Annotated in this window: 15 protein-coding genes; 4 read left to right on the forward strand and 11 right to left on the reverse strand. The window is 65.0% G+C overall.

The window, feature by feature from the left end:
* The first annotated feature begins 2 nt into the window (after positions 1–2).
* The 4 genes from ACSQ23_RS26955 (at position 3) to ACSQ23_RS26970 (ending at position 10,666) form a co-directional block, all read left to right on the forward strand.
* Positions 3–5,486, forward strand: coding sequence for an MG2 domain-containing protein (locus ACSQ23_RS26955; protein ID WP_436092517.1), 5,484 nt, complete (start codon positions 3–5; stop codon positions 5,484–5,486).
* Positions 5,483–7,609, forward strand: a complete 2,127-nt coding sequence (pbpC, locus tag ACSQ23_RS26960) for a penicillin-binding protein 1C (protein ID WP_436092518.1) — start codon at positions 5,483–5,485, stop codon at positions 7,607–7,609. Before ACSQ23_RS26955 ends, pbpC begins: the two co-directional genes overlap by 4 nt.
* A 1,323-nt stretch (positions 7,610–8,932) precedes the next feature.
* Positions 8,933–9,139, forward strand: a complete 207-nt coding sequence (locus ACSQ23_RS26965) for a hypothetical protein (RefSeq protein WP_436092519.1) — start codon at positions 8,933–8,935, stop codon at positions 9,137–9,139.
* A 765-nt stretch (positions 9,140–9,904) separates the two neighbouring features.
* Positions 9,905–10,666: a Crp/Fnr family transcriptional regulator gene (locus ACSQ23_RS26970; protein WP_055876919.1), complete on the forward strand. Its 762-nt coding sequence runs from the start codon at positions 9,905–9,907 to the stop codon at positions 10,664–10,666.
* A 282-nt stretch (positions 10,667–10,948) separates the two neighbouring features.
* Here ACSQ23_RS26970 and ACSQ23_RS26975 read toward each other — a convergent pair whose 3' ends face one another.
* From ACSQ23_RS26975 to ACSQ23_RS27025, 11 genes are all read right to left on the reverse strand, one after another.
* Positions 10,949–12,805, reverse strand: a complete 1,857-nt coding sequence (locus tag ACSQ23_RS26975; RefSeq protein ID WP_436092520.1) for a glucose/sorbosone family PQQ-dependent dehydrogenase — start codon at positions 12,803–12,805, stop codon at positions 10,949–10,951.
* A 111-nt stretch (positions 12,806–12,916) separates the two neighbouring features.
* A complete protein-coding gene (locus ACSQ23_RS26980) occupies positions 12,917–13,747 on the reverse strand; it encodes an NAD-dependent epimerase/dehydratase family protein (protein ID WP_436092521.1) in 831 nt (276 codons plus the stop codon).
* 11 nt (positions 13,748–13,758) lie between these two features.
* Positions 13,759–14,724, reverse strand: a complete 966-nt coding sequence (locus tag ACSQ23_RS26985; protein WP_436092522.1) for a mannonate dehydratase — start codon at positions 14,722–14,724, stop codon at positions 13,759–13,761.
* 147 nt (positions 14,725–14,871) lie between these two features.
* Complete coding sequence (locus ACSQ23_RS26990) at positions 14,872–15,723, reverse strand: ABC transporter ATP-binding protein (protein WP_055876928.1); 852 nt, start codon at positions 15,721–15,723, stop codon at positions 14,872–14,874.
* A 4-nt stretch (positions 15,724–15,727) separates the two neighbouring features.
* Complete coding sequence (locus ACSQ23_RS26995; protein WP_055877050.1) at positions 15,728–16,744, reverse strand: ABC transporter ATP-binding protein; 1,017 nt, start codon at positions 16,742–16,744, stop codon at positions 15,728–15,730.
* A 5-nt stretch (positions 16,745–16,749) separates the two neighbouring features.
* Positions 16,750–17,664, reverse strand: a complete 915-nt coding sequence (locus ACSQ23_RS27000; RefSeq protein ID WP_436092523.1) for an ABC transporter permease — start codon at positions 17,662–17,664, stop codon at positions 16,750–16,752.
* Between the two features lie 11 nt (positions 17,665–17,675).
* The gene (locus ACSQ23_RS27005) at positions 17,676–18,674 is read right to left on the reverse strand and encodes an ABC transporter permease (protein WP_244488484.1); all 999 of its coding nucleotides are present in this window, start codon (positions 18,672–18,674) and stop codon (positions 17,676–17,678) included.
* A gap of 72 nt (positions 18,675–18,746) precedes the next feature.
* The gene (locus tag ACSQ23_RS27010; RefSeq protein ID WP_055876934.1) at positions 18,747–20,543 is read right to left on the reverse strand and encodes an ABC transporter substrate-binding protein; all 1,797 of its coding nucleotides are present in this window, start codon (positions 20,541–20,543) and stop codon (positions 18,747–18,749) included.
* Positions 20,544–21,255: 712 nt separating this feature from the next.
* The gene (locus tag ACSQ23_RS27015) at positions 21,256–22,497 is read right to left on the reverse strand and encodes a GGDEF domain-containing protein (RefSeq protein ID WP_436092524.1); all 1,242 of its coding nucleotides are present in this window, start codon (positions 22,495–22,497) and stop codon (positions 21,256–21,258) included.
* Between the two features lie 143 nt (positions 22,498–22,640).
* On the reverse strand, positions 22,641–23,471 hold the full coding sequence (locus ACSQ23_RS27020) for a carbohydrate ABC transporter permease (RefSeq protein WP_407065073.1): 831 nt from the start codon (positions 23,469–23,471) through the stop codon (positions 22,641–22,643).
* Between the two features lie 65 nt (positions 23,472–23,536).
* The gene (locus ACSQ23_RS27025; protein WP_055999918.1) at positions 23,537–24,460 is read right to left on the reverse strand and encodes a carbohydrate ABC transporter permease; all 924 of its coding nucleotides are present in this window, start codon (positions 24,458–24,460) and stop codon (positions 23,537–23,539) included.
* Positions 24,461–24,542 lie beyond the last annotated feature (82 nt).

The raw sequence follows: 24,542 nt of genomic DNA on the forward strand, positions 1-24,542 counted from the left end.
GAATGCAGCGGCTTTTTCGGTCGATCTGGTGGCTTGTCGTGGCCGGAACCCTTGCTCTCAGTCCCGCGCATGCGGCTGACCGCAACATCACGCTGCTGCCCGGCACGGATCTCCCCGGTTTCGATTATTCGGTGCTGAAGGATGTCGATGTCGACGCCTGCTCGGCGGCCTGTGCCGACGACAAGATCTGCCGCGCCTTCACCTATAACGAGAAGGCCAACTGGTGCTTCCTCAAGGGGGATGTCGGCCCGGAGACGGCGTTCAAGGGCGCCACGTCCGGCCGCGTCGATTTCACTCCGCCGCTCGCCGAGAACGTCGAGGCGCGGCTGAGCGAGCTGCCGTTCCCGGCGCAGGATCTGGTCGATTCCGCCCGCTATATGGCCACCAACCTGCCGCAGACTGATCCGCCGCCGCCGGATGTCGCCTATGCCGACCTGGTCGCCGCCGGTGACGAAGCCTCGGCGCAGTCGAACCCCTCGGCTGCGATGGTGTCCTATCGCCAGGCGCTGGCGATCAACAAGAACGATCCCTCGGTCTGGCTGAAGCTTGCGGCGCAGGCCGAGGCCCGCGCGGTGATCGAAGCGGCCGCCGGCAACGGCGTCTACGATCTCGCGGTCAACTCGTCCTATGCGGCGATGAACGCGCTGATGCTGGCCGAGACCGTCGCCGAACGCGCCGACGCACTGGGCGCGCTCGCCGTGTCGCTGTCGCGCCGCGAAATGTGGCGCGAGACCATTGCCACCTACCGCGCCAGCCTCAAGCTGGTCGATAACGCGACGCTCGAAGCGGCGCTGGAAAAGGCGGTTGCCGAGCATGGCTTCCGCGTCACCTCCAACCAGGTCGATGCCGAAGCCGCCAACCCGCGCATCTGCGCGGTGTTCTCGGATTCGCTGCCCTCTGGCGACACCGATCTCTCGAGCTATGTCGTCGTCGATAACGCGCCGACCGTGGCGGTGGAAACCGAACAGAGCCAGATCTGCATCACCGGCGTCGAGCATGGCCGGCGCTACCACATCAAGCTGCGCGCCGGGCTGCCCTCGGCCAATGGCGAAGAGCTGCGCGCCGATGTCGAGCTCGACCTGTTTGTGCCGGATCGCGCGCCGTTCGTCGGCTTTGCCAACAATGCCTATGTGATGCCCGCCGGGCTCGGCGGTGGCCTGCCGATCACCTCGGTGAACGCCAAGACCGCCGACGTGGTGATTTACCGGATCGGTGATCGCTCGATTGCCACCGCTGTGCGCAACGGGGTGTTCCAGCGCACGCTCGATGGCTATTCGGCCGAAGACGTCGCCAATTCGACCGGCGAAAAGACCTGGGAAGGCCAGGTCGACCTGGCGCAGGGCGCGCCCAACGCCATGACGGTGACCGCCATTCCGGTCGCCGAGATCGTCAAGGAGTTGCAGCCGGGCGCCTATGTGGTGACCGCCAAGGTCAATGGCGTGCAGCAGGAATACTGGCGCGAAGTCGCGACGCAGTGGTTCATCGTCACTGACCTGGGACTGACCACGGTGACCGGCGACGACGGCGTCCATGCCTTCGTCCGCTCGCTGACCAGCGCGCAGCCGGTGGCCAATGCCAAGGTGCGGCTCGTCGCCGTCAACAACGAGATCCTCGGCGAAGCGGTGACCGATGCCGACGGCCGGGCTGATTTCGCGCCGGGCCTGTCGCGCGGCGAAGGCGGCCGGGCGCCGCAGCTGATCACCACCGAGACCGATGGCGGGGATTATGCGTTCCTCGACGTCTCCAAGGCGGCGTTCGATCTCACCGATCGCGGGGTCGAGGGCCGGCCGTCGCCGGGCCCGCTCGACCTGTTCGCCACCACCGAGCGCGGCGTCTATCGCCCGGGCGAGACGGTGTTCCTCACCGCAATCCTGCGCGACGTGAAGGCGAAGGCCGTCACCGACCTGCCGCTGACGCTGGAAGTGCAGCGCCCGGATGGGGTGATCTCGAGCACCGAACTGCTGAATGACGCCGGCGCTGGCGGCTATTTCAGCGCCGTGACGCTCGACCCCGAAGCCATGCGCGGCTCGTGGACGATGCGGCTCTATGCCGACCCCAAGGCCGAAGCCCTGACCAATGTCGGCTTCCTGGTCGAGGATTTCGAGCCGGAACGGCTGGCCTTCGAAATCAGCGCCGCCGACGAGCCCATCAAGACCGGCGAAGTGACGCCGGTCGAGGTGACCGCCAAGTATCTCTATGGCGCCACCGCGCCCGACCTGGCGGTCGAGGCGGATGCCGTGCTGCGGCCGGTGACGTCGCTGCCGGCTTACCCCGGCTATACGTTCGGCCGTCTCGACGACACGTTCGAGACCTCGCGCGAGCCGCTCGGCGTCGTCGGCACCACCGACGAAGCCGGCAACGTGACCGCTGAAGTTACCGTCAGCGCGCCGCAGGCGACGACGCGGCCGCTGGAAGCGCAGTTGATCCTGCGCCTCGTCGACAGCAATGGCCGCGCCATCGAGCGCAGCCTCACCCGTCCGGTGCTGGCCGATGGCAATCGCATCGGGCTGAAGCCGCAGTTTGCCGATGCCAGCGGGCTGGCCGAGGGCAGCAACGCCACCTTCGACGTGATCGCAGTGGCGCCCGATGGCGCAACCGTCGACCAGGCCGGCCTCGAATGGTCGCTGTCGCGGGTCGAGACCACCTATCAGTGGTACCGCAACAGCGGCACCTGGAAGTGGGAGGCCATCACCACGACGCGCGAAGTTGCCAACGGCACCGTCGACGCGCTCGCCTCCGGCCCGGTCGCTATTGGCGCGGCCGTCAGCTGGGGCCAGTACCGGCTCGAGGTGTCGAGCACCGGTGAAGGCGCCACCTCTTCGAGTTACGAGTTCTATGCCGGTTACTATTATCCGGAGGCGGGCTCCGACACGCCGGATACGCTGTCCGTCGCGCTCGACAAGCCGGCCTACCAGAAGGGCGAGACGGCCAACCTGAAGCTCGATCCGCAGTTCGCCGGCACCGCGCTGGTGATGGTGGTCGACGATCGCATCATCGCCATGAAGGCGGTCGAAGTGCCGGAAGGCGGCACCACCGTGCCGCTCGAAGTCACCGATGACTGGGGCCCGGGCGCCTATGTGACGGCGATGCTCTATCGTCCGGCCAGCGCGGAAGCCAAGCGGATGCCGGCGCGGGCGCTCGGCCTTGCTTTTGCCGATGTCGAGCCGGGCGACCTGAAGCTCGACCTGAGCCTCGATGCGCCCAAGGAAGCGCTGCCGCGCCAGGCCTTCACCACCACGGTGAAGCTCGCCAACGTCCAGCCGGGTGACAAGGCCTATGTCGCGGTTGCGGCAGTGGATCTCGGCATTCTGAACCTCACCAAGTTCCAGGTGCCGGATCCGGATGGCTGGTTCTTCGGCCAGCGCCAGCTCGGCGTCGAGGTGCGTGACCTCTATGGCCAGCTGATCGACCCGATGCAGGGCACTCCTGGCGCGTTCCGCACCGGTGGTGACGAGGGCGCCTCGCGCTTCGGCACGCCGCCGGCGACCACCGTGCTGGTGGCGCTGCACTCGGGCATTGTCGAAGTTGGGCCTGATGGTACCGCGACGATCAGCTTCGACATGCCGGATTTCAACGGCACGGTGCGGCTGATGGCGATGGCGTGGAGCGCCGGCGCCGTGGGCCATGGCTCCGCCGACGTGATCGTGCGCGATCCGGTGGTGGTCAACCTGAGCCCGCCGCGCTTCCTCCGTCTCGAGGACACGTCGCGGCTGCTGGTCGAGGTCAATAACGTCGCCGGCCAGCCGGGCACCTACAAGGTGGCGCTGGAAACCGGCACAGGGCTCTCGACCGATGCGGCCGAGACCTCGGTTGACCTGCCGACGGGCGAGCGCACCGCGCTCAACCTCAGCCTCACCGGCACCGAGATCGGCGACCAGACGCTCAAGCTGAGCGTCACTGCACCGGATGGGACGACGCAGACCAAGGAGCTGACGCTCGGGGTCCGTGCCGCCAGCGCTCCGGTGACCACCAGCCAGCTGATCCCGCTGGAAGTGGGCGCGACGACGACGCTCGATGCGAGCTTCTTCGCCGACATGGTGCCGCATACCGGGGAACTGACGCTCGCAGTCGGGCCGATTGCCCGCCTCGATGTGCCGGGCCTCCTGATGCAGCTCGATCGCTATCCCTATGGCTGTGCCGAGCAGACTTCGAGCCGGGCCCTGCCGCTGCTCTATCTCAACGAAGTCGCCTCGATGATTGGTCTGGGCGATGACGAAGCGATCACCCAGCGGGTCAAGGACGCGATCAAGAACCTGCTCGCCAAGCAGACCTCCAGCGGCGGTTTCGGCCTCTGGGGACCGTATGATGGCACCGACCTGTGGCTTGACTCCTACGTCACCGAGTTCCTGCTCCGCGCCAAGGCGGAAGGCTACGCGGTGCCGGATCTGGCGATGACCCGGGCGCTCGATAACCTCGGCAACCAGGTGTCCTACGCCACCGACTTCACCGTCGGCGGAGAGGACGTGGCCTTCGCGCTCTACGATCTGGCGCGCGCCGGCCGGGCCGCCATCGGCGACCTGCGCTACTATCTCGAGGCGCGCCTCAGCGCCTTCGGCTCGCCGTTGGCCAAGGCCCAGCTCGGCGCCGCGCTCGCCCTCTATGGCGACCGGACCCGTGCGGCGACGGCCTTCCAGGCGGCCGTCGAGGACCTTACGGTACGTGAGGACCGGGCGAAGTACCGCAACGACTATGGCAGCCAGCTGCGCGATACGGCCGGGGTGCTTGCACTCGCCGCCGAGTTCACGCCGTCGGGTGTCGATATCGCGGCACTGACGAGCAAGCTAGCGACGCTGCGCGACCAGGCCCGCTGGACCTCCACCCAGGAGGATGCGTGGACCCTGGTGGCTGCCGCGGCGCTGGTCCGCGAGGCGGGCGATGGTTCGGTGACGATCAATGGCGATCCGCTCACCGGCACCGTCTATCGCCGCTACGACCAGGAGGCGTTCGACAGCGAGGCGGTCGAGATCGTCAACAACGGCAACCGTCCGACCGAGATGAAGGTGACCGTCACCGCCATCCCGGCGACCCCGCCGGCGGCGAGCTCTGCTGGCTTCACCATCCAGCGGGATTACTACCTGCCGAATGGCGAGCCGGCCGACCTCAGCAATGTCCACCAGAACGATCGCTTCGTGGTGGTGCTGACGACGCAGCCGACCCAACTTGGTTCGGGCCAGTATGTGGTGGCCGATCCGCTGCCGGCCGGGTTCGAGATCGAGAACCCCGACCTGCTGCAGGGCTCGGGCGTCGCCGACCTCAGCTGGCTCACCGTCGATACGCCGGCGCATGTTGAATCGCGGACCGACCAGTTCGTCGCCGCATTCAGGTTCACGTCGGCCGCGAGTAGTGTGACCACCGCCTACATGGTGCGTGCCGTCTCGCCGGGCAGTTTCGTGATGCCGGGCGCCACGGTCGAGGACATGTACCGGCCGGAGCTGCGCGGCAATACCGACGCGGGCCAGATCGAGGTCAGCGCGACCGGGCCATGAGCACCGCCGCGCACAAACAGCAGCCCCGGCGCTTCCGCGCGCCGGGGCTCTTTACTGCGACGCTGATCGTCCTCGCCGGCGTGGCGCTGGTCGGCAGCCAGTATGGGCTCGCCGTGCTGCGCGATATCCGCGCCACGCTGCCGCCCACTCCGGTGGTGTCGGCGGTGCCGGTTTCGACCGCGGTGGTCGACAATGCCGGGCTGCTGCTCCGGCCGTTCACCACGGCCAATGGGCGCTGGCGCCTGCCGGTGACGATCGAAGAGGTCGACCGGCGCTTCATCGACATGCTGCTGGCCTATGAGGACCAGCATTTCAACGAGCATCACGGCATCGACTGGCCCTCGATGCTGCGCGCTGCGGTGCAATATGCCGGGGCAGGGCGGATCGTCTCCGGCGGCTCGACCCTCACCATGCAGGTGGCGCGGCTGATCGGCGGCGAGCCGACGCGCAACATTGCCGGCAAGCTGCGCCAGATGGTGCATGCCGATGCGCTGGAGCAGAGGCTCAGCAAAGACGAGATCCTGACGCTCTACCTGACCCTCGCCCCCTATGGCGGCAATATCGAGGGTATCCGCGCCGCGAGCCTTGCCTATTTCGGCAAGGAGCCGGGCCGGCTGACCACGGCGGAATGTGCGCTCTTGGTGGCGCTGCCGCAATCGCCCGAGGCGCGGCGGCCGGACCGCGATATCGAAGTGGCGCGGGCGGCGCGCAACCTGGTGCTCGACCGCATGGTCGGGGCCAAGGTGATCAGCGCCGAGGAGGCGGAAGCTGCCAAGCTCGAGCCGATGCCGAAGGTCAGGCGCGATTTCCCGATGTATGCGGCGCACCTCGCTGAGGCGGCAGTGAAGGCGCACCCCAATGCGCGCCGGATCGAACTCACCATCGAGCGGAAGCTGCAGGCCAAGCTCGAGCGGCTCGGCGCCGATCGCGCGGCGCAGCTCGGCTCGAAACTCTCGGTGGCGATCGTTGTCGCCGACCAGGAGACCGGCAATATCCTCGCTTCGGTCGGTTCGGCCGGGCTCTTCAACGCCGACAGCGACGGCTATGTCGACATGACCGAGGCGGTGCGCTCGCCCGGCTCGACCCTGAAGCCGTTGATCTACGGGCTGGCGTTCGAACTCGGGATGGCACATCCCGAGAGCCTGATCGAGGACCGGCCGACCGCCTTCAACGGCTATGTGCCGGTCAATTTCGACGGCTTCAACCGCGGCACGGTCAGCATCCGGCAGGCGCTGACCGAGTCGCTGAACATTCCCGCCGTGGTGGTGCTCGACGCGGTCGGGCCGGCGCGGCTGGTGGCGCGGATCAAGCGGGCGCATGCGGCAGCGCGGCTGCCGGCCGATACGGCGCCGAGCCTGGCGGTCGGCCTCGGCGGCGTCGGCGTGACGCTGCGCGATCTCGTCTCGATCTATGCGGCGATCGGCCGGGGCGGCACGCCGGTGGTGCTGCGCGATGGGGTAAAGCCGGTGGCGGAGGAAACCGAGACGCCGGCGCCGGTGCTCGATCCGATCGCGGCCTGGTATGTCGGCAACATTCTCGCCGACGTGCCGCCGCCGCTCAACGGTTCGGCCGGGCGCATCGCCTACAAGACCGGCACCTCCTACGGCTATCGCGACGCCTGGGCCATCGGGTTCGACGGCAAGACAGTGATCGGGGTGTGGGTCGGCCGGCCGGATAACTCGCAGATCCCCGGTATTACCGGCATTGGCGCCGCGGCCCCGATCCTGTTCGAAAGCTTTGACCGGCTGGCCGAAAAGACCGTGCCGCTGCGTGATGCGCCGCCGGGGACGATTTTTGCCTCGAACTCCGAATTGCCGCTGCCGCTGCGCCGCTTCCGGCATCCCGATGAGCAGAAGGTGAAGCGCGATGCGGCGCCGCAGATCGCCTATCCGACCGACGGCGTCGACGTCGATCTGGGCCTCGCCTCGGGCAACGAGGCGCCGCTGATCGTCAAGGTGCGCAACGGCGTGCCACCCTTCACCTTCTTCGCCAACGGCGCCCCCTTCGGCCGCTCCGCCTTCGCCCGGCAGAACAGCTGGCGTCCGGATGGCCCGGGCTTCGTGACGCTGTCGGTGGTGGATGCCGAGGGTCGCTCGGATACGGTGAAGGTGTTCCTGGATTAGGGGTTGGAGTGGCAGTTGGGCCTCGCCCTCCTGCACAGAGGGCCGGGGTGACTGCGGGCTGAGGTGACTGCGCGGGACCGACGGAGAGCCGGACGCAGCGGCGGCCGGTTAGGGTGCATTCGCCGCCAATTAGATAAGACTGCGGCCGATAGGCTTCATCAAAACGGAACAGCGCCGCCTCGATACTGCGTGGGCCTCACTTAGCCGCTCGGCATTCCAATTCGCCGGGCGGCTCCATTTCGCAAGCGCCCGGCGCTGCAGTGAGGACTCCCCATAGACAGGCTTATGCCAAAACCGATCCGGTTCGAGCGCCGAGGGGGCAGTGCCGCCGCCTTCCGAGCGGTCCCGACGTGACCGGTTGCTATCTGGTATTCAGCAGAAATGACGAGGCTGGAAAGAATAAAAAAAGGACATGTGTGCCAAATCGCACGAATGTTGTGCGGTCGCGGACGGAATATGGACTGTTGTTGACCGATGGCCGTTGGTGCGAATAGTCTCGATCTCCAGTGTCGAGACGACATTGGCCTCACTGCTGGCCGCGCACAATGCAGGCGCATAGGCAGAAGCCTCCCAGCAATAGCTGCTGCAGGCGCCTCAGGGCCTGGCGCCGTGTGGATCGTGAGCGGTTCGTGGCCGTTGCCCGGCGCGCCTGATCCCTTTTCCCCCGCCGCAGAAGCGGCAACAAAGGTGCAGGAATTCCGTGTCCGCTGGATCAGTGGACATTGGGGGGCGCCACGAGGCCAGATGCGAATGGAGCTCCCTCCCCATCTCCATTGGCGGCCGCCCCGTGGCGCTCGTTCCCGCAGGCGACCGTCGCTACCGGTAATCCTCGTCCTTGAGAACTCCGGCGATCCCGGCGCCGTGTACGTCATGGTACAGAAATATAAAGCTTAGGTCGACGATCTGTGGTTGTCGTAATTGTGATGTGGAGTTCGCAAGCGTACGGTAACCTCCGAAAATTGATTGAAGAGCGTCTAGAAGTGAGTCGTGTTGATTCTGACTTTCATTAATACTTGTATATAACATGGAGGCCGTCGGACGGAGGTGAGACGTGAGGCCTTGGCTGCGTTCGGTTCGACCAACGGCACAATGTTCCAGGTGGCTCCCCATCGCTGACTCGCGAGCCTGCAAGGCCACCACAGACCGATGCAACCCGCGGTCGGAACGGCAAGCGGTCGATTGACCATCCGGGTGGAGGCCCTGCCGTCCGGATGGTCGCCCCTCCAGCCGTGGCCCGGCGTTCTGCGCCAAGGCTGCAACAGATCCGAGCCTGGAGACACGTTCGGGCGCACGGCGTTCGTTGGGCGGGAAAGGAACTCGGAAATGACCTCTATCGTGAAGATGATGGTTCTCGGCGGGATCGTGTTGCTGACCATCGGGGCCCTGACGGTGCCGGTGCTGGCCCGGGAGCAATCTCGGCTCTGCCTGTCGCCGATATCGCGCGCCGGCGATGGTGTGACGATCCGGCCGGCGCTCGACCGCTACGTCCTGGCACGCGGCCAGCGCGAGCTGCTGCGCCTCGCCGACTAGAGCGCTTTCGGGAAAGTTGTGAGACGTTTCTGGGGCAACTGGGCGGCGTCATGTCGCCGATCGGGCGGTTGAGTCTGATGTTGGACGGCGGAGTTCGGCGCTGCGCCTCAGATGCGGCGGTTTCGCTCGACATCGGGGCGAGCGTAGTGGCGGAACGCACTCAGCGTTAGCGAACGGTAAAGGCCGCGCCGCCAAGAAACCCGCTGCAACATGGGAGTAGCTGCGGCTCGCCCAAAGAAAGCGGCATTTCCCCCGTTATTTCAACGGCGCGAAACGATACATGATGGCTGTCCGTATTTCTGTCGCAATTCATTCCTCAGTCTCCGCTTGACGTATCGTTGCCGAGTCCGGAGCCGGTCGACCTGAATGTTGCCTTGATCACCTGCCGTGCGTGATGTAGCGTTGTGGTGCGTCGGTAATATCCATGGTGCGTCTGTACGAATTCGTACAGTTAGATGAAAGTATTTGGTAGAGTTTCGGGCCTATTGCAGGAAACCCCTGCTGCTACCATTGAGGCACATCGCCGAGCAATAACCCGTTTCCAGGGATCGGCGAGCAACCGGCGGCAGAAGCCGCCAGCGCACTGACCGCTGCCTAGCGAGGGCAGCCGCGGCGCAAGAGGGAATCTGCGGGGGGCGCAGTTTCACCTGACATTGGTGTTTTTGGCATGAGCAGTTGCCCATGACCATTTGTTGCGGCGTGTTGCGCCGGCCCTGAATAGGGAAACAACTGGCGGGGCGCTGTGCAAAGCAGGAGCGCAGGCGTTTGTCCTTTCTGTCATCGCGGTTCGAGAATGGCCTGCTGTCGCGACTGTCCGTCGAGGACCTGGCGCTGCTGGGGCCAATGGAGCGGGTCGATCTCGCGCCGCAGAACGCACTCGAGGTGGCCAACCGCAGCGTCGAGTCGATCTACTTCATCGAGCGCGGCTTTGCCTCGGTGGTGGCCGACGATGCCGATGGCGGCATCATCGAGGTGGGCTTGATCGGGCCGGAGGGCATGACCGGCCTCGCGGTGGTGCATGGGGTCGAGAAGACCCCGTTCAGCACCGTGGTGCAGGGTGGCGGCAGCGCCGTGCGCGTCGACCCCGAGCACCTGCGCGCGGCGCTCGCCGACAGCCCGTCGCTGCATCAGCTGTTCATGCGTTACGCGCAGGCCTTCGCGGTGCAGGTGGCCTCGACCGCCTCGGCCAATGGGCGGCTGCTGCTGGAGCAGCGGGTGGCGCGCTGGCTGCTGATGGTGGGCGACCGGCTGGGCGAGTCGTTCCAGATCACGCACGAGTTCCTGTCGGTGATGCTGGCGGTGCGCCGTGCCGGGGTGACCCGGGCCCTGCAGGACCTCGAGGCCCGCGGCCTGATCCGCACCATGCGCGGTGTGGTGGCGATCATCGATCGCGCCGGCCTCGCCGAGTTCACCAACGGCGCCTACGGCCTTGCGGAAAAGGAATATGCCAACCTCCTGGGGCCGGAGAGCGAGCCGGAGCTGGTTGAGCCGCGGGAGCCCAAGCACTATCGCAAGGTGAGTTATTAGGGCGGGTGCTCTCGGATGGTGCAGTCGGGAATCCCTCTCCCGCTTGCGGGGGAGGGGGGACCAGCCGAAAGGCTGGTGGGAGGGGGGGCCGCAAACACTGGCCTCTGCCCCGTCCGCTTACGATCAGTGCGTGGGGCACCCCCCTCCCACCACGCTTTCGCGTGGTTCCCCCTCCCCCGTAAACGGGAGAGGGAATCCCGACTGCCCGCTTGAGTGAGGAGGGTACCGAACGTGAAGGGCTCCTCGCGGGAGCCCTTCTTTCATTTCGCGGATCTCGTCGTCCTACTTCGCGATAATCATCGCCTCGAGCTTGGTCACATCCGTCGGCAGTTCCGCATCCCCTGCCGCGAGGCCGTTGACCGAGAGGATGTAGGCGACGAGGTCGGCGTAGGTTTCGTCGCCCAGTTCGCCCGGCCGCGAGGGCGGCATGCGGTCGTGGACGTGGGTGTAGAGCGCGGCGACGGTCTGGCCCACCCATTTGCCGTCGAAATAGGGGCCGGCCAGCGGCGGGCCGTAATTGGCGCTCACCAGGTCGGGGCCGTGGCAGGAGACGCAGTTGGCGTCGTAAGCGGTCTTGCCGCGCGCCGCCTGCGCGGCGGTGAAAGTCGCCGGTTCGCCGGCCGTAGCAGTGGTCGCCGCCTCGGCAGCCGGAGCCGCCTCGGTAGTGGTCGCTGCCGCCGCGCCGTCACCCTCGCCGGTATAGGTGTAGACGAGGATGGCGCCGGGGTTCTTGAGCGTGGTGCCGGCGCCGCCGTCCATGGTGCCGACGAGGCCGCTGACGTCGGTGGCCACGTACATGGTCTTCATGTCGGGGCTCAGCGCCATGTCGCGCAGCCGGTTCTCGGATTGGAAATAGCGCTCGATCGGGCCGGCGGCGGTCTTGCCGTCGGGCCCAAGCGGCACGCGATAGATCGAGCCACGCTTCAGCGTGGTGACCAGCAGCGAGTTCTCCCAGCCCGGGATGCCCTCTCCCGCTTTGGGGAAATAAGTCTGCATAGAGGACGTGGCGACGGTCGGCCAGCAGATGAAGTCGAGGCCGCCGCAGGCCGGGTCGGTGAAATTCCAGTCGCTGGGGACGGTGAAGAGCGTCGCCAGCGGGTCGTGCTGCTGGTCCGGCCAATCGGTTTCGTTCTCGACCGGCACCGAGGGGTCGATGGTGATGTCGGAGAAGGTCAGCTGCGCACAGGGCGTGGTGGCCAGATCCCAGCGGGCCATCTGGTAGGCCTTGTCGTCCTTGAAGCCGACGACATGCGGCCAGCCATAATTGTCGCCGCCGACCAGAACGTTGACCTCGTCGTCGGTCTTCGGACCCTGCTCGGAGGCATAGAGCGTGCCGTCCGGGCCGAAGTCGATGCCCTGCATGTTGCGGTGGCCGTAGGTGAAGACGTGGCTTCTGATGCCGCTGATCTCCGGGTTGTCCTCGGGGATCGAGCCGTCGAGGTTCAGCCGCAGCGATTTGCCCTGATAGGCGATCCAGTTGTTGGCCGAGAGCTCATCGGCGGTCGGCAGGCGCTGCGCCTCGATCGGAATGCACCAGTTGCCGAGCTGGCCCTTACCGCCATCGCCGATGGTGTAATAGAGCTTGCCGTCGGGGCCGAATTTCAGCCGGCCGGAATTGTGGTCGTTCTGGCCGGGCATGCCGGAGATGATCACCTGCGGATCGCTGAGCGTGCCGGTCGCTTTGTCGTAGGTCAGCCGGACGATCTTGGCGAACAGGAAGGCGTAAGGACTGAACTTGTCCTTGACCCATTCATGCTGCGGCAGGGATTTGTCGACATAGGTGTAGGCGGCGTAGACATAGTCGTTGCCGGTGCCCTGCAGCAGGCCCGGATCGAGCGCCAGGCCGAGCAGGCCGTCCTGGCCGCCGGGAGCCGACACCTCCTCGATATCGATGGCCACCTGCTTGGTGCCGTCGGCCGGGTTGACGCGGGTGATCTTGCCGCCGACGCGCTCGGTAACCCACAGCCAGTCATCGGGGCCCCAGGTGATCTCCCAAGGGCCCTCGAAGCCATTGGCGAGTTCCTTCATCTCGAACTGCTTGGTGCCTGTCACGGCGGTGTCCGGCGCACCCTGTGCCAGGGCGGGGGCCGCGGCGCCGGCGATCAGTGCGGCGAGGGCGAACGTTGCGAACAGTCTCATGGCGTTGCTCCAGGGATGGACCGGCCGTCCAACCCGCGGCGGAGCGGGTTGGTTCCGGGTTTGGCAGTCTTAGCGAAAGCACCGTGTGGCGGGCGTTACCCGCCACGCGCATCACGGCTGGTCGTGCTTCCAGCCGAGGATGCGCTCGGCCTTTGACGAGTTGAAGAAGGCTTTGCGACCGCTGAGGTCGCCCTTGATCGGAATGCCGGGGAAGTATTTCGCGGCGGCCTCGAGGCTGGGCATGTCGAGGGTGGTGTCGGGGGCGACGATGTAGAACGCCTCGTGCCCCCTGAACTTGCCTTCGAGGCTCATGAGGCAGGCCCGCGCCGCGGCGTCGAAGCGCGTATAGGCGAAGAGGTGCTTTTTGGGCGAGGCCGAGTTGGGGGTGAAGTTGCGGGCCGCCAGCTCGCGCTCGGGCACCACCCAGTGGAAGCGCATCGAGGCGATGGAGATATCCTCCCAGCGGCGGGCGAAGGCGTCGGCCTGGGCTTCGCAGATCCATTTCGAGAGGCTGTAGGGCTCCTCGGAATAGTTGGCGTGCTCCTCGTCGATCGGCAGGTAATCGTAATGCGGGTCGCGGCTGTAGGAGTGGCCGATGGCATTGACGCTCGAGGCCTGGCAGATGCGCATGATGCCGTTCTCGACGGCCGCCTGCAGCGCGTTGTAGCTGCCCACCACATTGTTGTTGTGCACGACATGATCGGGGTGCCGGCCCGGGGAGGGGATGGCGGCCATGTGGATCACCGCGTCGCAGCCGGCAAAGGCTGAGACGAGCTTGTCATACTCATCCATGTCGGCCTGGATGAAGTGCAGGTCTTTGGTTTCTTCGGTCTCGGGCGCCGCGACGCGGTCGATGCAGACCAGGTCGTGGCCTTGCTTGCGCGCTTCGGTGATGATGGCGCGGCCGACGCCGCCGGACGAACCGGTGAGTGCGATCTTCATTTCGTTTTGTCTCAGCTCGAATAGACGGCTTCGTGGAGGCCGCGGATATAGCCGATGGCGTAGAGCCGGCCGAAGGCGGAATAGCCGGCGTTCTCGTTGCTGTCGCCCTCCACCGTCGGGACATGGTCGGGGCGCAGCACGCCGTCGAAATCGATGTCCTTGTAGGCGCGCATGGTGGCGAGCATGTCGGTCTTGCCGGCGTCGTGCCAGGTTTCGTGGAAATTGGTCGGCACGCCCTCGACATCGCGGAAGTGGACGAAGCTGATCTTCTTCTTGCCGAAGCCGCGGATCACCTTGGGCAGATCGTCGGTCATCAGGGTGAAGTTGCCCTGGCAGAGCGTGATGGTGTTGTAGTCCGACGGCAGCATGTCAACGAGCCGCTGGAAGTTCGGCACGGTGCGCATGATGCGGGAGACGCCCTTGATCGGGGTGATCGGCGGATCATCGGGGTGCATCGAGAGTTTGACGCCGGCCTTCTCGGCCACCGGCAGCACGCGGCGCAGGAGATATTCCAGCGTCTCCCAGAGCTTTTCCTCCGAGATCGGCGGGTTCGAGGTGATGCTGTCGGGCACGTCGTTGACGTTGAAAGCGGTGACCACCGAACCGCCGCGGCTGGGCAGCGCCATGTTGGTGCGCACCCAGTTGAAATCGGTCATCCACTCGTAGCACCAGACCGGGATGCCGAGCTTGCCCATATTGGTGATCAGCTCGCAGACCACATCGATCTCGGCGTCGCGGCCCTCGAGGCCACGCTTGGCGAGGTTCAGCGGCGGCCGGCTCTCGATGACGCGGATCTCGTAGCCACCCTTCTCGTACTCGTCCTTCATCCGCTGCAGCGCCGAGAGCGAGGACACCCGCTCATTCGCCTGCAAGCTGTCGAAGGGCAGGCCGGCGACGGCGAGATCGACGCCGCACTGCTTGGCGAGCTTCCAGACGGGGGAGTATTTCGGAGGGATGACCTCAGCGATTTCGAGCATGTCGACACGATCTCAAAAGTTGGTGCGGCAAATATCGGGCCGCGGTGGATGTAACTATGCCGGCCGCTGCGAACGGCCGGCGCTGTGGCTTCTCAGCCCCCGCCTTGGCGGGGACGGGCCTTTGAAGGCGCTCCGGGGCGCCGATGCCTAGGCGTGGAACTCGGCTTGCGACTCCTTGGAGCGGACCGAGTGCTGGCCCCATTTCTGATCGAGGTTGGGCCACGGGATCGAGTCGACCAGGAGCCGGGTGTAGGCGTGCTGCGGGTTGCGGATCACTGTCTCGACGTCGCCCTTTTCCACCACGTCGCCGCGATAGAGCACCGTGATGGTGTCGGCAACGTGGTAGGCGGTGGTCAGGTCGTGGGTGATGTAGATGATGGTCACGCCATGGTCGCGGTGCAGGTTCTTCAGCGACTCGAGGATGTTGGCGCGCAACGAGGCGTCCACCATCGATACCGGCTCGTCGGCGATCAGCAGCTTGGGCTTGAGCAGCAGCGCACGGGCGACGTTGATGCGCTGGCGCTGGCCACCCGAGAGCTGATGCGGGAAGCGGCCGAGCACGTCCTCGGGGCGGAGGCCCACGGCGGTTAGCGCCTCGTCCATTTTGTTGCGCGCGTCCTTGCCGGATTTGGCCAGCTTGAACTGCTTGATCGGCACGGTCAGCAGGTGGTCGACGGTGTAGAACGGGTTGAACACCGCGAACGGATCCTGGAACACCGCCTGCACTTCACGGCGATAGGCCATGCGCTCGGCGCCACGGAGCGTCGTGATGTTCTTGCCGCGATAGAGGATCTCGCCTGTCGTGGGGGTGATGAAGCCCAGCACCAGCATGGCGAGGGTGGTCTTGCCCGAGCCGGACTCGCCGGCGACGGTCAGAATGGAGGGATCGTTTTCCGGCAGGATCAGGTTGAACTCTTTGAGCGCAACCTTGGCGTGCGCGGACAACAGCCCGCGCTGGTAGACCTTGGTGACGTTGCGGATTTCCAAGAGGTTGGACACGGGCTCAGCTCTCCTGGTCGTAGATATGGCAGGCGACGAGACGCCCGCCCGGAAGCACATTCACTTTGGGCTTTTCGGAGCGCGAGCGATCCGATGCCAGCGGGCAGCGCGGATGGAAGGCGCAGCCGGACGGCAGGCGGAGCAGCGAGGGGGCGAGCCCCGGGATGCCCTTGAACTGACCGCGGTTTTCGAGGGTGGGCAGGCTGGAAATCAGCGCCTGCGAGTAGGGGTGCTTGGGATCGGTGAACATCTCGCGCACCGTCGCCACCTCGACCAGCCGGCCGGCATACATCACCGCCACCCGGTCCATGGTCTGGGCCATCAGGCCCATGTCGTGGCCGATCAGGATGACGGCCGAGTTCAGCTCGTCCTGCACCTTGTCGATGGTTTCCATCACCTGGCGCTGGGTGACCACGTCGAGCGCGCTGGTCGGCTCGTCCGCGATGATCACCTCGGGGCGAAGCAGGATGCCGATGGCGATACAGACGCGCTGCTTCATGCCGCCCGAGAGCTCGTGGGCGTACATGTGGAAGACGCCGGGATCGAGATCCACCGACTTCAGCGCCCAGACGCAGCGGTCATTGATCGCCTGGCGGCTCTCGCCCGACAGATGCGACTTGATGGCGTCGACCATCTGCTCGCCGATCCGGGTGACCGGGTTGAGCGAGTTCATGGCGCCCTGCGGGATATAGGCGATCTTACTCAGCCGCGCCTTGCGCATGCCTTCGTCGTTGAGCGATTGCAGGTCGGTGCCGCCGACCCACACATGGCCGCCTTCGATTCGCCCGGGGGGCTTGATCATGCGCATCATGGCAAGGGCCAGGGTGGATTTGCCCGAGCCGGACTCTCCCACCATGCCCATCTTCATACCGGCTTCGAGGGTGAAGCTGACGTTGTCGAGGGCGCGGGCGCGACCGAGGTCGGTGTAGTAGGTGACCACCAGGTCCTCAACCCGCAGGATGGGGCCCGCCGCCGCGGCCGCGTTGCGGCTCGAGGCGTTTTCCGTGGTTGCAAGGTTCATCGTCATTACTCCGTCTTGCGCACGCGCGGATTGGCCAGTTCGTCGAGGCCCATATTGATGAGGGCGAGCGAGGCGAGGATCAGGATCATCCCGATGGACGGGGCGATCGGCCACCACCACCAGCCGTTAAAGAAGGCGCCCTGCAACTGCGCCGCCCAGATGATGTTGCCGAGCAGCGGCTCGCGCAGCGGCCCGAGCCCGAGCACGGCGAGGTAGAACGAGGCGAACACCGCCGAGAACACCTGGCCGACGAAGGCCGCAGCGATGAACGGCAAGAGGTTGGGCAGGATCTCCTTGAAGATGATGGCGATATCGCCGACGCCAGAGAGCTTCGCCACCGAGACGAACTGTCGCTCCTTCATGGTGAGCACCTGGGCGCGGATCACCAGCGTTGGCCCCATCCAGGCCAGCATCACCACGATCAGCGCCATGGTGAAGATGGTGACGTCGCGCTTGTCGAGCGAACCGGCGACGACCACCTGGATCAGCAGCACCGGGATCGGCGTGAGGATCTGGCAGACGGTGCGGATGGTCGAGTCGATCCAGCCGCCGAAATAGGCCGAGGTGAAGCCGAGCACGACGCCGATCAAAGTGCCCAGCCCGCCGGCGATGACGCCGATGACAGCGGTCTGCCACATGCCGACGACCATGGCCGCCAACAGGTTACGGCCGAAGAAGTCGGTACCGAAGGGGTACTTCAGGCTGGGCGGTTGCTTGGTCGCCACCGAAAGCGGATAGGCCTGCTTGGGGTTGATGGTGATCAGGCCGATGACGGTGAACAGCACCAGCGCAATCAGAATGACCACGCCGACGGCGAGACCCCGGTTGCGGTTGAGGTAGCGCAGGAACAGCGTGAAGCCGCTCGGCTGCTCCATCGAGGTGTCTGCGGTCGCCGGTGAGGTTGCGGTAACGGTCGTCAATTTTCCGGTTCCTACTGGTTGCGGACGCGGGGGTCGAGCAGCGGATAGATGAACTCGAGCACGGCCATCAGCACGGCGATGGCGATGGTGATGAACAGCACGATCCCATAGATGACGGGGAAGTCATTGGACCGGATGGCGTTGTTGAGCACTTGTCCCAACCCCGGAAGGCCGAAGAGTTGCTCGACGACAAGCGCCGAGGTGACCAGGGTGCCCAACGCCAGCGCGAGGCCGGTGACCTGCGGCAGCAGGGTGTTCCTGAGGTAGTAGTCGCGGAAGATACGCCCACCGGTCAGGCCCTTGTGCTCGGCGAAGTTGACATAGTCCTCGCCCTGGATGGTGACACCCATGCCGCGCATCGACAGCACCCAGCCGCCGACCGAGCCGAGGATCAGCGCCAGCGCGGGAAGCATCTGGTGGCGCAGCACGTCGAGGGCAAACTCCCAGGACCAGTTGGGGACGATGCCGATCGAATAGGGGCCGCCGAGCGGCAGGAGCTTCAGACGGAAGCCGATGAAGAACAGCAGCAGCACGCCCATGATAACGGGCGGCACGCCGGTCAGCAGCACGAAGGGGGTGGCAATGCCGCGCAGCCAGCGTGGCGACTTGGGCCAGGCCGAGATGGCGCCCAGGAGGTTGCCGATGATGAAGCTGAGAATGGTGGTGAACAGTAGGAGGAAGAAGGTCCAGGGCAGGGCCTGGCTGATGATGTCGGTGACAGTCGCGGGATAGCGGTTCAGCGAATAGCCGAAATCCATCCGCACGATGTTGCCGAGATAGGTCCAGTACTGCTCGAGCAGCGGCTTATCGAGGCCGAACTGCTGATTCATGTTGGCGATGAGTTTTTCGATATCGCCTGGAGCAAAACCGCCGGAGCGCGCCAGTTCGGCGAAGCGTTCGCGCAGCGCGTTGCGGGGGCTGAGGCGGGGGACGAAGAATACAATCGTGGATGCGGCCCAGATGACCAGAACCAGGAAGGACAGGCGCTTGGCAATCAGCTTGAAGTTCACTCGGGTCATCTCCGGCACGGTGAGTAGTGGAGGGATGCGCGCGGACGCGCACCCCGATAGCGGACCTTCAGCTTACTGCGCGCCGGACGGCTGCAGCGAGGTGATGACCAGGAGGCCAGTGTGGGCCCAGAACGCGCCGTTGGTGCCCATTGCGGGGTTCGCGGCGGTCGGCCAGTTCTTCCAGTAGTGCTGGTTGTAGGCGATGCGGTGCAGCCACTGGATGATCGGGATATCGATCTGGTCACGCCAGTAGATGCCCAGAGCCTTGGCGGCGCCTTCCTGGAACTTCGGATCGTCCGACGAGAGCGGGGCGATCGAGTCGAGGATTTCGTCGTACTCGGGGTTCTTGTAGCGCGAGAACCGGTTGTTGCCGGCCGAGGTGCCGATGGCTTCGCTGTACTTGCCGTGGAAGAGGTTGAGAGCTTCGAACGGGTCGTAGAGCGAGGCGCCGTGGCCGAACATGTAGAGGCCGGCCTTGCCGTCCGCCATGTTCTGGTACGCATCGGGACCGAAGTTGATCGCGGCGTCGAAGCCGCCCTGGCGGAGCATTTCAACCAGGATCGGCACGATGTCGGAGTGGATGCCTTCGAAGCCCTGGATGGTGGCGTCGATGGTCTTGCCGTCCTTTTCCCACAGGCCGTCGCCGTTCAGCGTGAAGCCGGCCTCGCCCATGAGCTTGGCGCTCTCTTCGGTGTCGAACTTGCGCGGCTGGTACTGCTCCTCGAGCGCCTTGACGGCGGGCGAGTCAGCAAAGGCCTGCAGGTTCGGGTAGAGCGGGAACGGATAGATCGTCGCGATCGGAGCGCCTTCATACAGGATGTCGTTGATGACATCGCGGTTGATGACGAGGCTCATCGCACGACGGACCTTGGGGTCGCTGTACGGCTCGAGCTGGGTGTTCATCCAGAGCGAGTTCGGCCACCAGTCGAGGTAACCAAACGGCGATTCCGAACCGGTATGCGTGGTGATTTCCGGGTTCTGGGCAAGGATGTTGCCGATAACCGAGGAACGCATGTCGAGGGCGGAGTCGAACTCGTTGTTCACGACGCGCTGGGCGACGGTGTCCATCGAGACGCCGGTGATGTTGGCGATGATGACGCGCTTGACTGCCGGCTCGGCGATACGGCCGGCCTTAACGGCCCACCAGTCGGGACGGTAGTCGAAGATCTTCTGGTTGCCGTTCCACGCCTTCAGGTCATAGGGACCGGAGTGCGGGATATCGATGGAGCCGGGTTCCATGTTCACGTCGGGCTTGGACGACAGGTAGTCGGCCGGGACGATCGGGATACCGGTATCGAACTTCTCGGTCAGCACTTCGAACTTGAAGCGCGGCGCCGGGGCCTTGAAGTTCACCTTCACGGTCAGGTCGTCGACGATATCGGTCGAGGCGACGAACTGGGTGAAGTGCGCGTTGTAGGGCAGCTTGGAGTTGTTCAGCTGGCCATCGAAGGTGAACTTGACGTCCTTGGAGGTGACGGGAGTGCCGTCGGACCACTTGGCGTCCTTGTTCAGCTTGATCTCAAGCGCAGTGAAGGTGTCGTCGGTGTATTCCATGCTGTCGGCCAGCCAAGGAACATACTCGCCCTTGAAGATGGCGAAGTACATCAACGGCTCCCACATGAAGGCGTTGCCTTCCTGGTGGGTGTAGCCGGGCAGGGCCCACGGGTTGGTGACGCCGATCGGCGAAGACAGTGCAACACCCCAGCCGAGAACGACGGTCTGGTTGCGCGGCACTTCGGGAAGCGGAGTCGCCGGAGCGATTTCCTTTGGTGCTGTGGCAGCAAGCGGGCTTTGCGCCAGCGCTGCCAGCGGCGATGCCATGACGCCAAGCGCCAGCAGTGCCGCTGTGATTGTTCTACGTTTGACCATGTGACAGAGTCTCCCTTGACTGTCGACGAAAGCTGAAGGTCGCCTTGAGGCGACAAATGTTTGAATTGTGGGTCCCATCGACCCGGTTAAGCCCCCACACCTCCCCAAGATAATCTTGTTATCCTGCGATCGCTCTCTGGATGGTGAGGTTCGCCGGCCGGCGGATGGCAGGCACCAGCGGTGCCATCGATCCACGTTGCTGCGCGACAGGGCCCGAATGTTCGCCGATCTCCTTTCTCGGAAGATCGCGGGCCATACGAGCCTTCGCCATGGACGCCGAGCCGCGATGTCGCGGTTTTCGGCGCGTAGTCGCTCATCGGCTGCCCGAGGTCAGGAAGCCGTTCCGCCACTCATCGCGTTACGCTGGTACTGCCCATCGGACAGTCAGATCTTGCCCTGCGGCATTGGCTTGGCGTCTCCCCCACCAGAGCCGGCAACTCCCTCCAGAGCGCCCGGCTATTTCTCCCAATATTCTCAAGCGTTAGACGCGCATGGGGGTTGAGTCAACAGCTGGAATGGTAGTTCAGACAGCCCCTGCCGCGGGAAATTCGCTCGACATCTCGAAGCGCTTTGAATGTGCGGGGTTTTTTGGATCGGCGCAAGCTGTGTATCAATCCGCAAAAATAATGTGCGATCGGCAACAACAGCGTGCATCGAGGTGGGAATCTCGTCGTTTGCTGATGGTGGGCGGTCAAACGATCGGCAAAACCGGTCAGGTGAAGCTGACGATGAGCCGCTGTTCGGTGCGTCCGGTGACCTGGCAAGGCCACTCGGCGCCGTCGGAGCGGATCTGCAGGTCGAACGTGTCGGGGATATCGAGGGTCGAGCTCAGCGCCAGTTCGGCGCCGTTCTCCCAGAGCGAGCGCACCGTGCAGTCGGTCACGGCGTGGCGGTTCATGAAGATGATGCGGCCGGCCTTCAGCACCCGGCGGCGCTCGGTCTGCATCACGGTGTTAGAGGGCTGCCACAAGGCACTGCGGTTGCGGCCGGCGCGCTTGGCGGCATAGAGCGCTTCGTCGGCCTTCTGCAGCAGGCTGTCGATATCGTCGCCGACCGGATCGAGGGTGGCGACGCCCAGGCTGACGCCCACGGCAATCGGCGGATGGCTGCCGGGGATCTTCAGCGTGCGGATGGCGGTGCGCAGCTTCTCGGCCGCCTCGTGGGCGCGGTGCTGGTCGGTGTGGGGCAGCAGCACGGCGAATTCTTCGCCGCCGAGCCGACCGAACAGGTCGGTGCGACGCAGCTGGCCGGTGACCAGTTGCGATACGGCCGACAGCACCTGGTCGCCGGCGGCGTGGCCATAGGTGTCGTTGACCGATTTGAAGTGGTCGAGGTCGAAGGCGATACAGCTCAGCGCGCTGCGATGCCGGCGGGCGAGGGCGACGAACTTGCCGGCTTCGTCCTTGAAGGCGCGGCGGCTCGAGACCCCGGTCAGCGCGTCGGTAGAAGCAAGACGCCGCAGCTCCAGCTCGTTCATGGCGACGTGCGCCAGTTCGGTCAGGATGGCCCTCTCGCGCGGTCCGAAATGGCGGGTGGCGGAATCGATGGCGCAGACCGAACCGATATGGAAGCCGTCGCTGGTGGTCAGCGGCGCCCCGGCATAAAAGCGCACATGCGGGTCGCCGGTGACATAAGGGTTGTCGCGGAAGCGGTCGTCGAGCCGCGCATCCGGCACGACGATCGGGGTGGGGTCGGCCAACAGGTAGCGGCAGAAGGCGCTCTGCAGCGGCACCTCATCGGTCGAGAAACCGTCGACCGCCTTGTACCACTGCCGGTGCGCATCCATCAGCGAGACGATGCCGACCTCGACGCCGAGGGTGAGCTTGATCAGCCGCGCGATGCGGTCGAAGGCTTCTTCGCGCCCGGTATCGAGCACGTCGTAGCGATCGAGGGCCGCGAGCCGCTGGCGGTCCGCGGCGGGTTCGTACTCGTCGTTGAGAAGCGCCTGACCCATAGCGAACCCGTTGCCAGTGACATCGTTATCGAAGGGAGGCGGTTAAGCGTTTCTTAACCCTGGCCATGCGGCGTGATCACATTCTCAAACGAAGAGGGCGCCGGCTATACCGACGCCCCCGTTATGCGTACGTGCGGCGAAGGTCAGCCCTTGATGCCGGCCGACAGCATGATCGCTTCGGTGACCTTGCGCTGGAAGATCAGGTAGACGATCGCCACCGGCAGGCCGGCGAGGATGGCGCTGCCGAGGTCGCGGGCATATTTCACGCCGAAGGCATCGGTGACCTGGGTGATGCCGACGGTGACGTTCATCATCTTTTCGTCGGTGACGGCGAGGAAGGGCCACAGGAACTGGTTCCAGGCGCCGATGAAGGTGATGATGGCCAGCGCAGTGGTGATGCCCCAGTTCATCGGCAGATAGAGCTTGAAGAACATCTGGAATTCGTTGGCGTTGTCGATCTTGGCCGCCTCGCGCAGCTCCTTGGGCACCGAGTCGAAGAACTGCTTGTAGATGATGACGGTCACCGGCCCATAGACCAGCTGCGGCAGGATCACCCCAAGCCAGGTGTTGAACAGCTTGAACTGACTGATCAGGACGAAGTGGTTCACGATCAGCGCCGGGATCGGGATCATGAAGCTCGCAAGGATGATCCACCAGAGGATGCGGCGGCCGGGGAATTTCAGCTGGCTGATGGCGTAGCCGGCGAGCGCCGACATCATCACCACCAGCACCGTCACCGACACCGCAGTCACCAGCGAGTTGATGTACCAGGTGCCGATCTTGGTGTTGAACAGCACGTGGGTATAGGCGTCGAGCGTGAAGCGCCGGGGCCAGAGGTCGATGCCCGGCTGCACGATGTCGTTTTCGACCTTCAGGGTCGTCACCACCGCCCAGTAGAGCGGGAAGGCCCAGAAGATGGCGCCCAGCACGGTGATGACAGTGGCGATCAGCCCGACAATGTCGAGCGTCCTGATGATCCGCCGTTTGCGCGGGCTCATGCCCACGACTTCGCCGGCAGACGGGGTGGTGGCGACGGAGCTCATTTTTCACCTCGGGCGCGGAGCATCTGGAACTGCAGCACGGAGAACACCACGATGATGAGGAACAGCACGACCGCGACGGTGGCGCCGTAGCCGCCATTGTTCTTCTGGAAGGCGCTCCGGTAGATCAGCTGCACCAGCCCCATGGTGGCGTCCGAGCGGCCGCCATTACCGAACAGGTAGACCTGATCGAAGATCTTGAACTGGGCAATCAGCTGGATGGTCAGCACCAGCACGGTCACCGGCCAGATCAGCGGCCAGGTGATGCGGGTGAACTGGCGCCATTTCGACGTGCCGTCGAGCGCCGCCGCCTCGTAGATCTCGGGCGAGATGTTCCTGAGACCGGCGATGAATAAGAGGATGTTGAAGCCGATGGTCCACCACACGGTGATGAAGGCGACCGTCGGCATGAACAGCGGCAGGGTGCGGAACACCGGCACGTTGTCGCCGGCGACCAGCGCGATCAGCGGTTGCAGCACGCCGAACTGGCTGTCGAACATCCAGCCCCAGACGCGGAACACCACCGAGACCGGCAGGATGTAGGGAATGAAAAAGCAGGCAAGGATCAGCGACTGCATCCAGCCCTTGAGCCGGTTGACGCCGATGGCGATGGCGAGCGCCGTGAGGGTGGCCGGCACCACGGTGAGCACCACGAAATAGACGGTGTTCCAGAACGCCACGCCGAACAGCTTGTCCTTGAACAGCTTGGCGTAATTGTCCAGGCCGATGAAGGTGCCTGGGCCGATCAGCGGCGCCTTGTGGAAGCTGAGCCAGATCATCTGCAGCGTCGGGTAGATGAACAGCACGGCGTAGACGACGACAAAGGGCAGAACGAAGATCAGCGCCGCCAGCACCTCGTTGCGGTTGAAGCGTTTCTTGCGCGCCGGCAGCGGCACGTCGGTGGCGGTATCAGTGGCTGACATCGGTTCTGGCCTCCCCAGTGGTGCATTTTCACCGTTCGCCGAACGGCGAAATGCGCCAAGCCTTTGAATTGTCGCGCTTTCG

Origin of the sequence: Devosia sp. LjRoot16, assembly GCF_964252795.1 — a bacterium.
Lineage (GTDB): Bacteria > Pseudomonadota > Alphaproteobacteria > Rhizobiales > Devosiaceae > Devosia_A.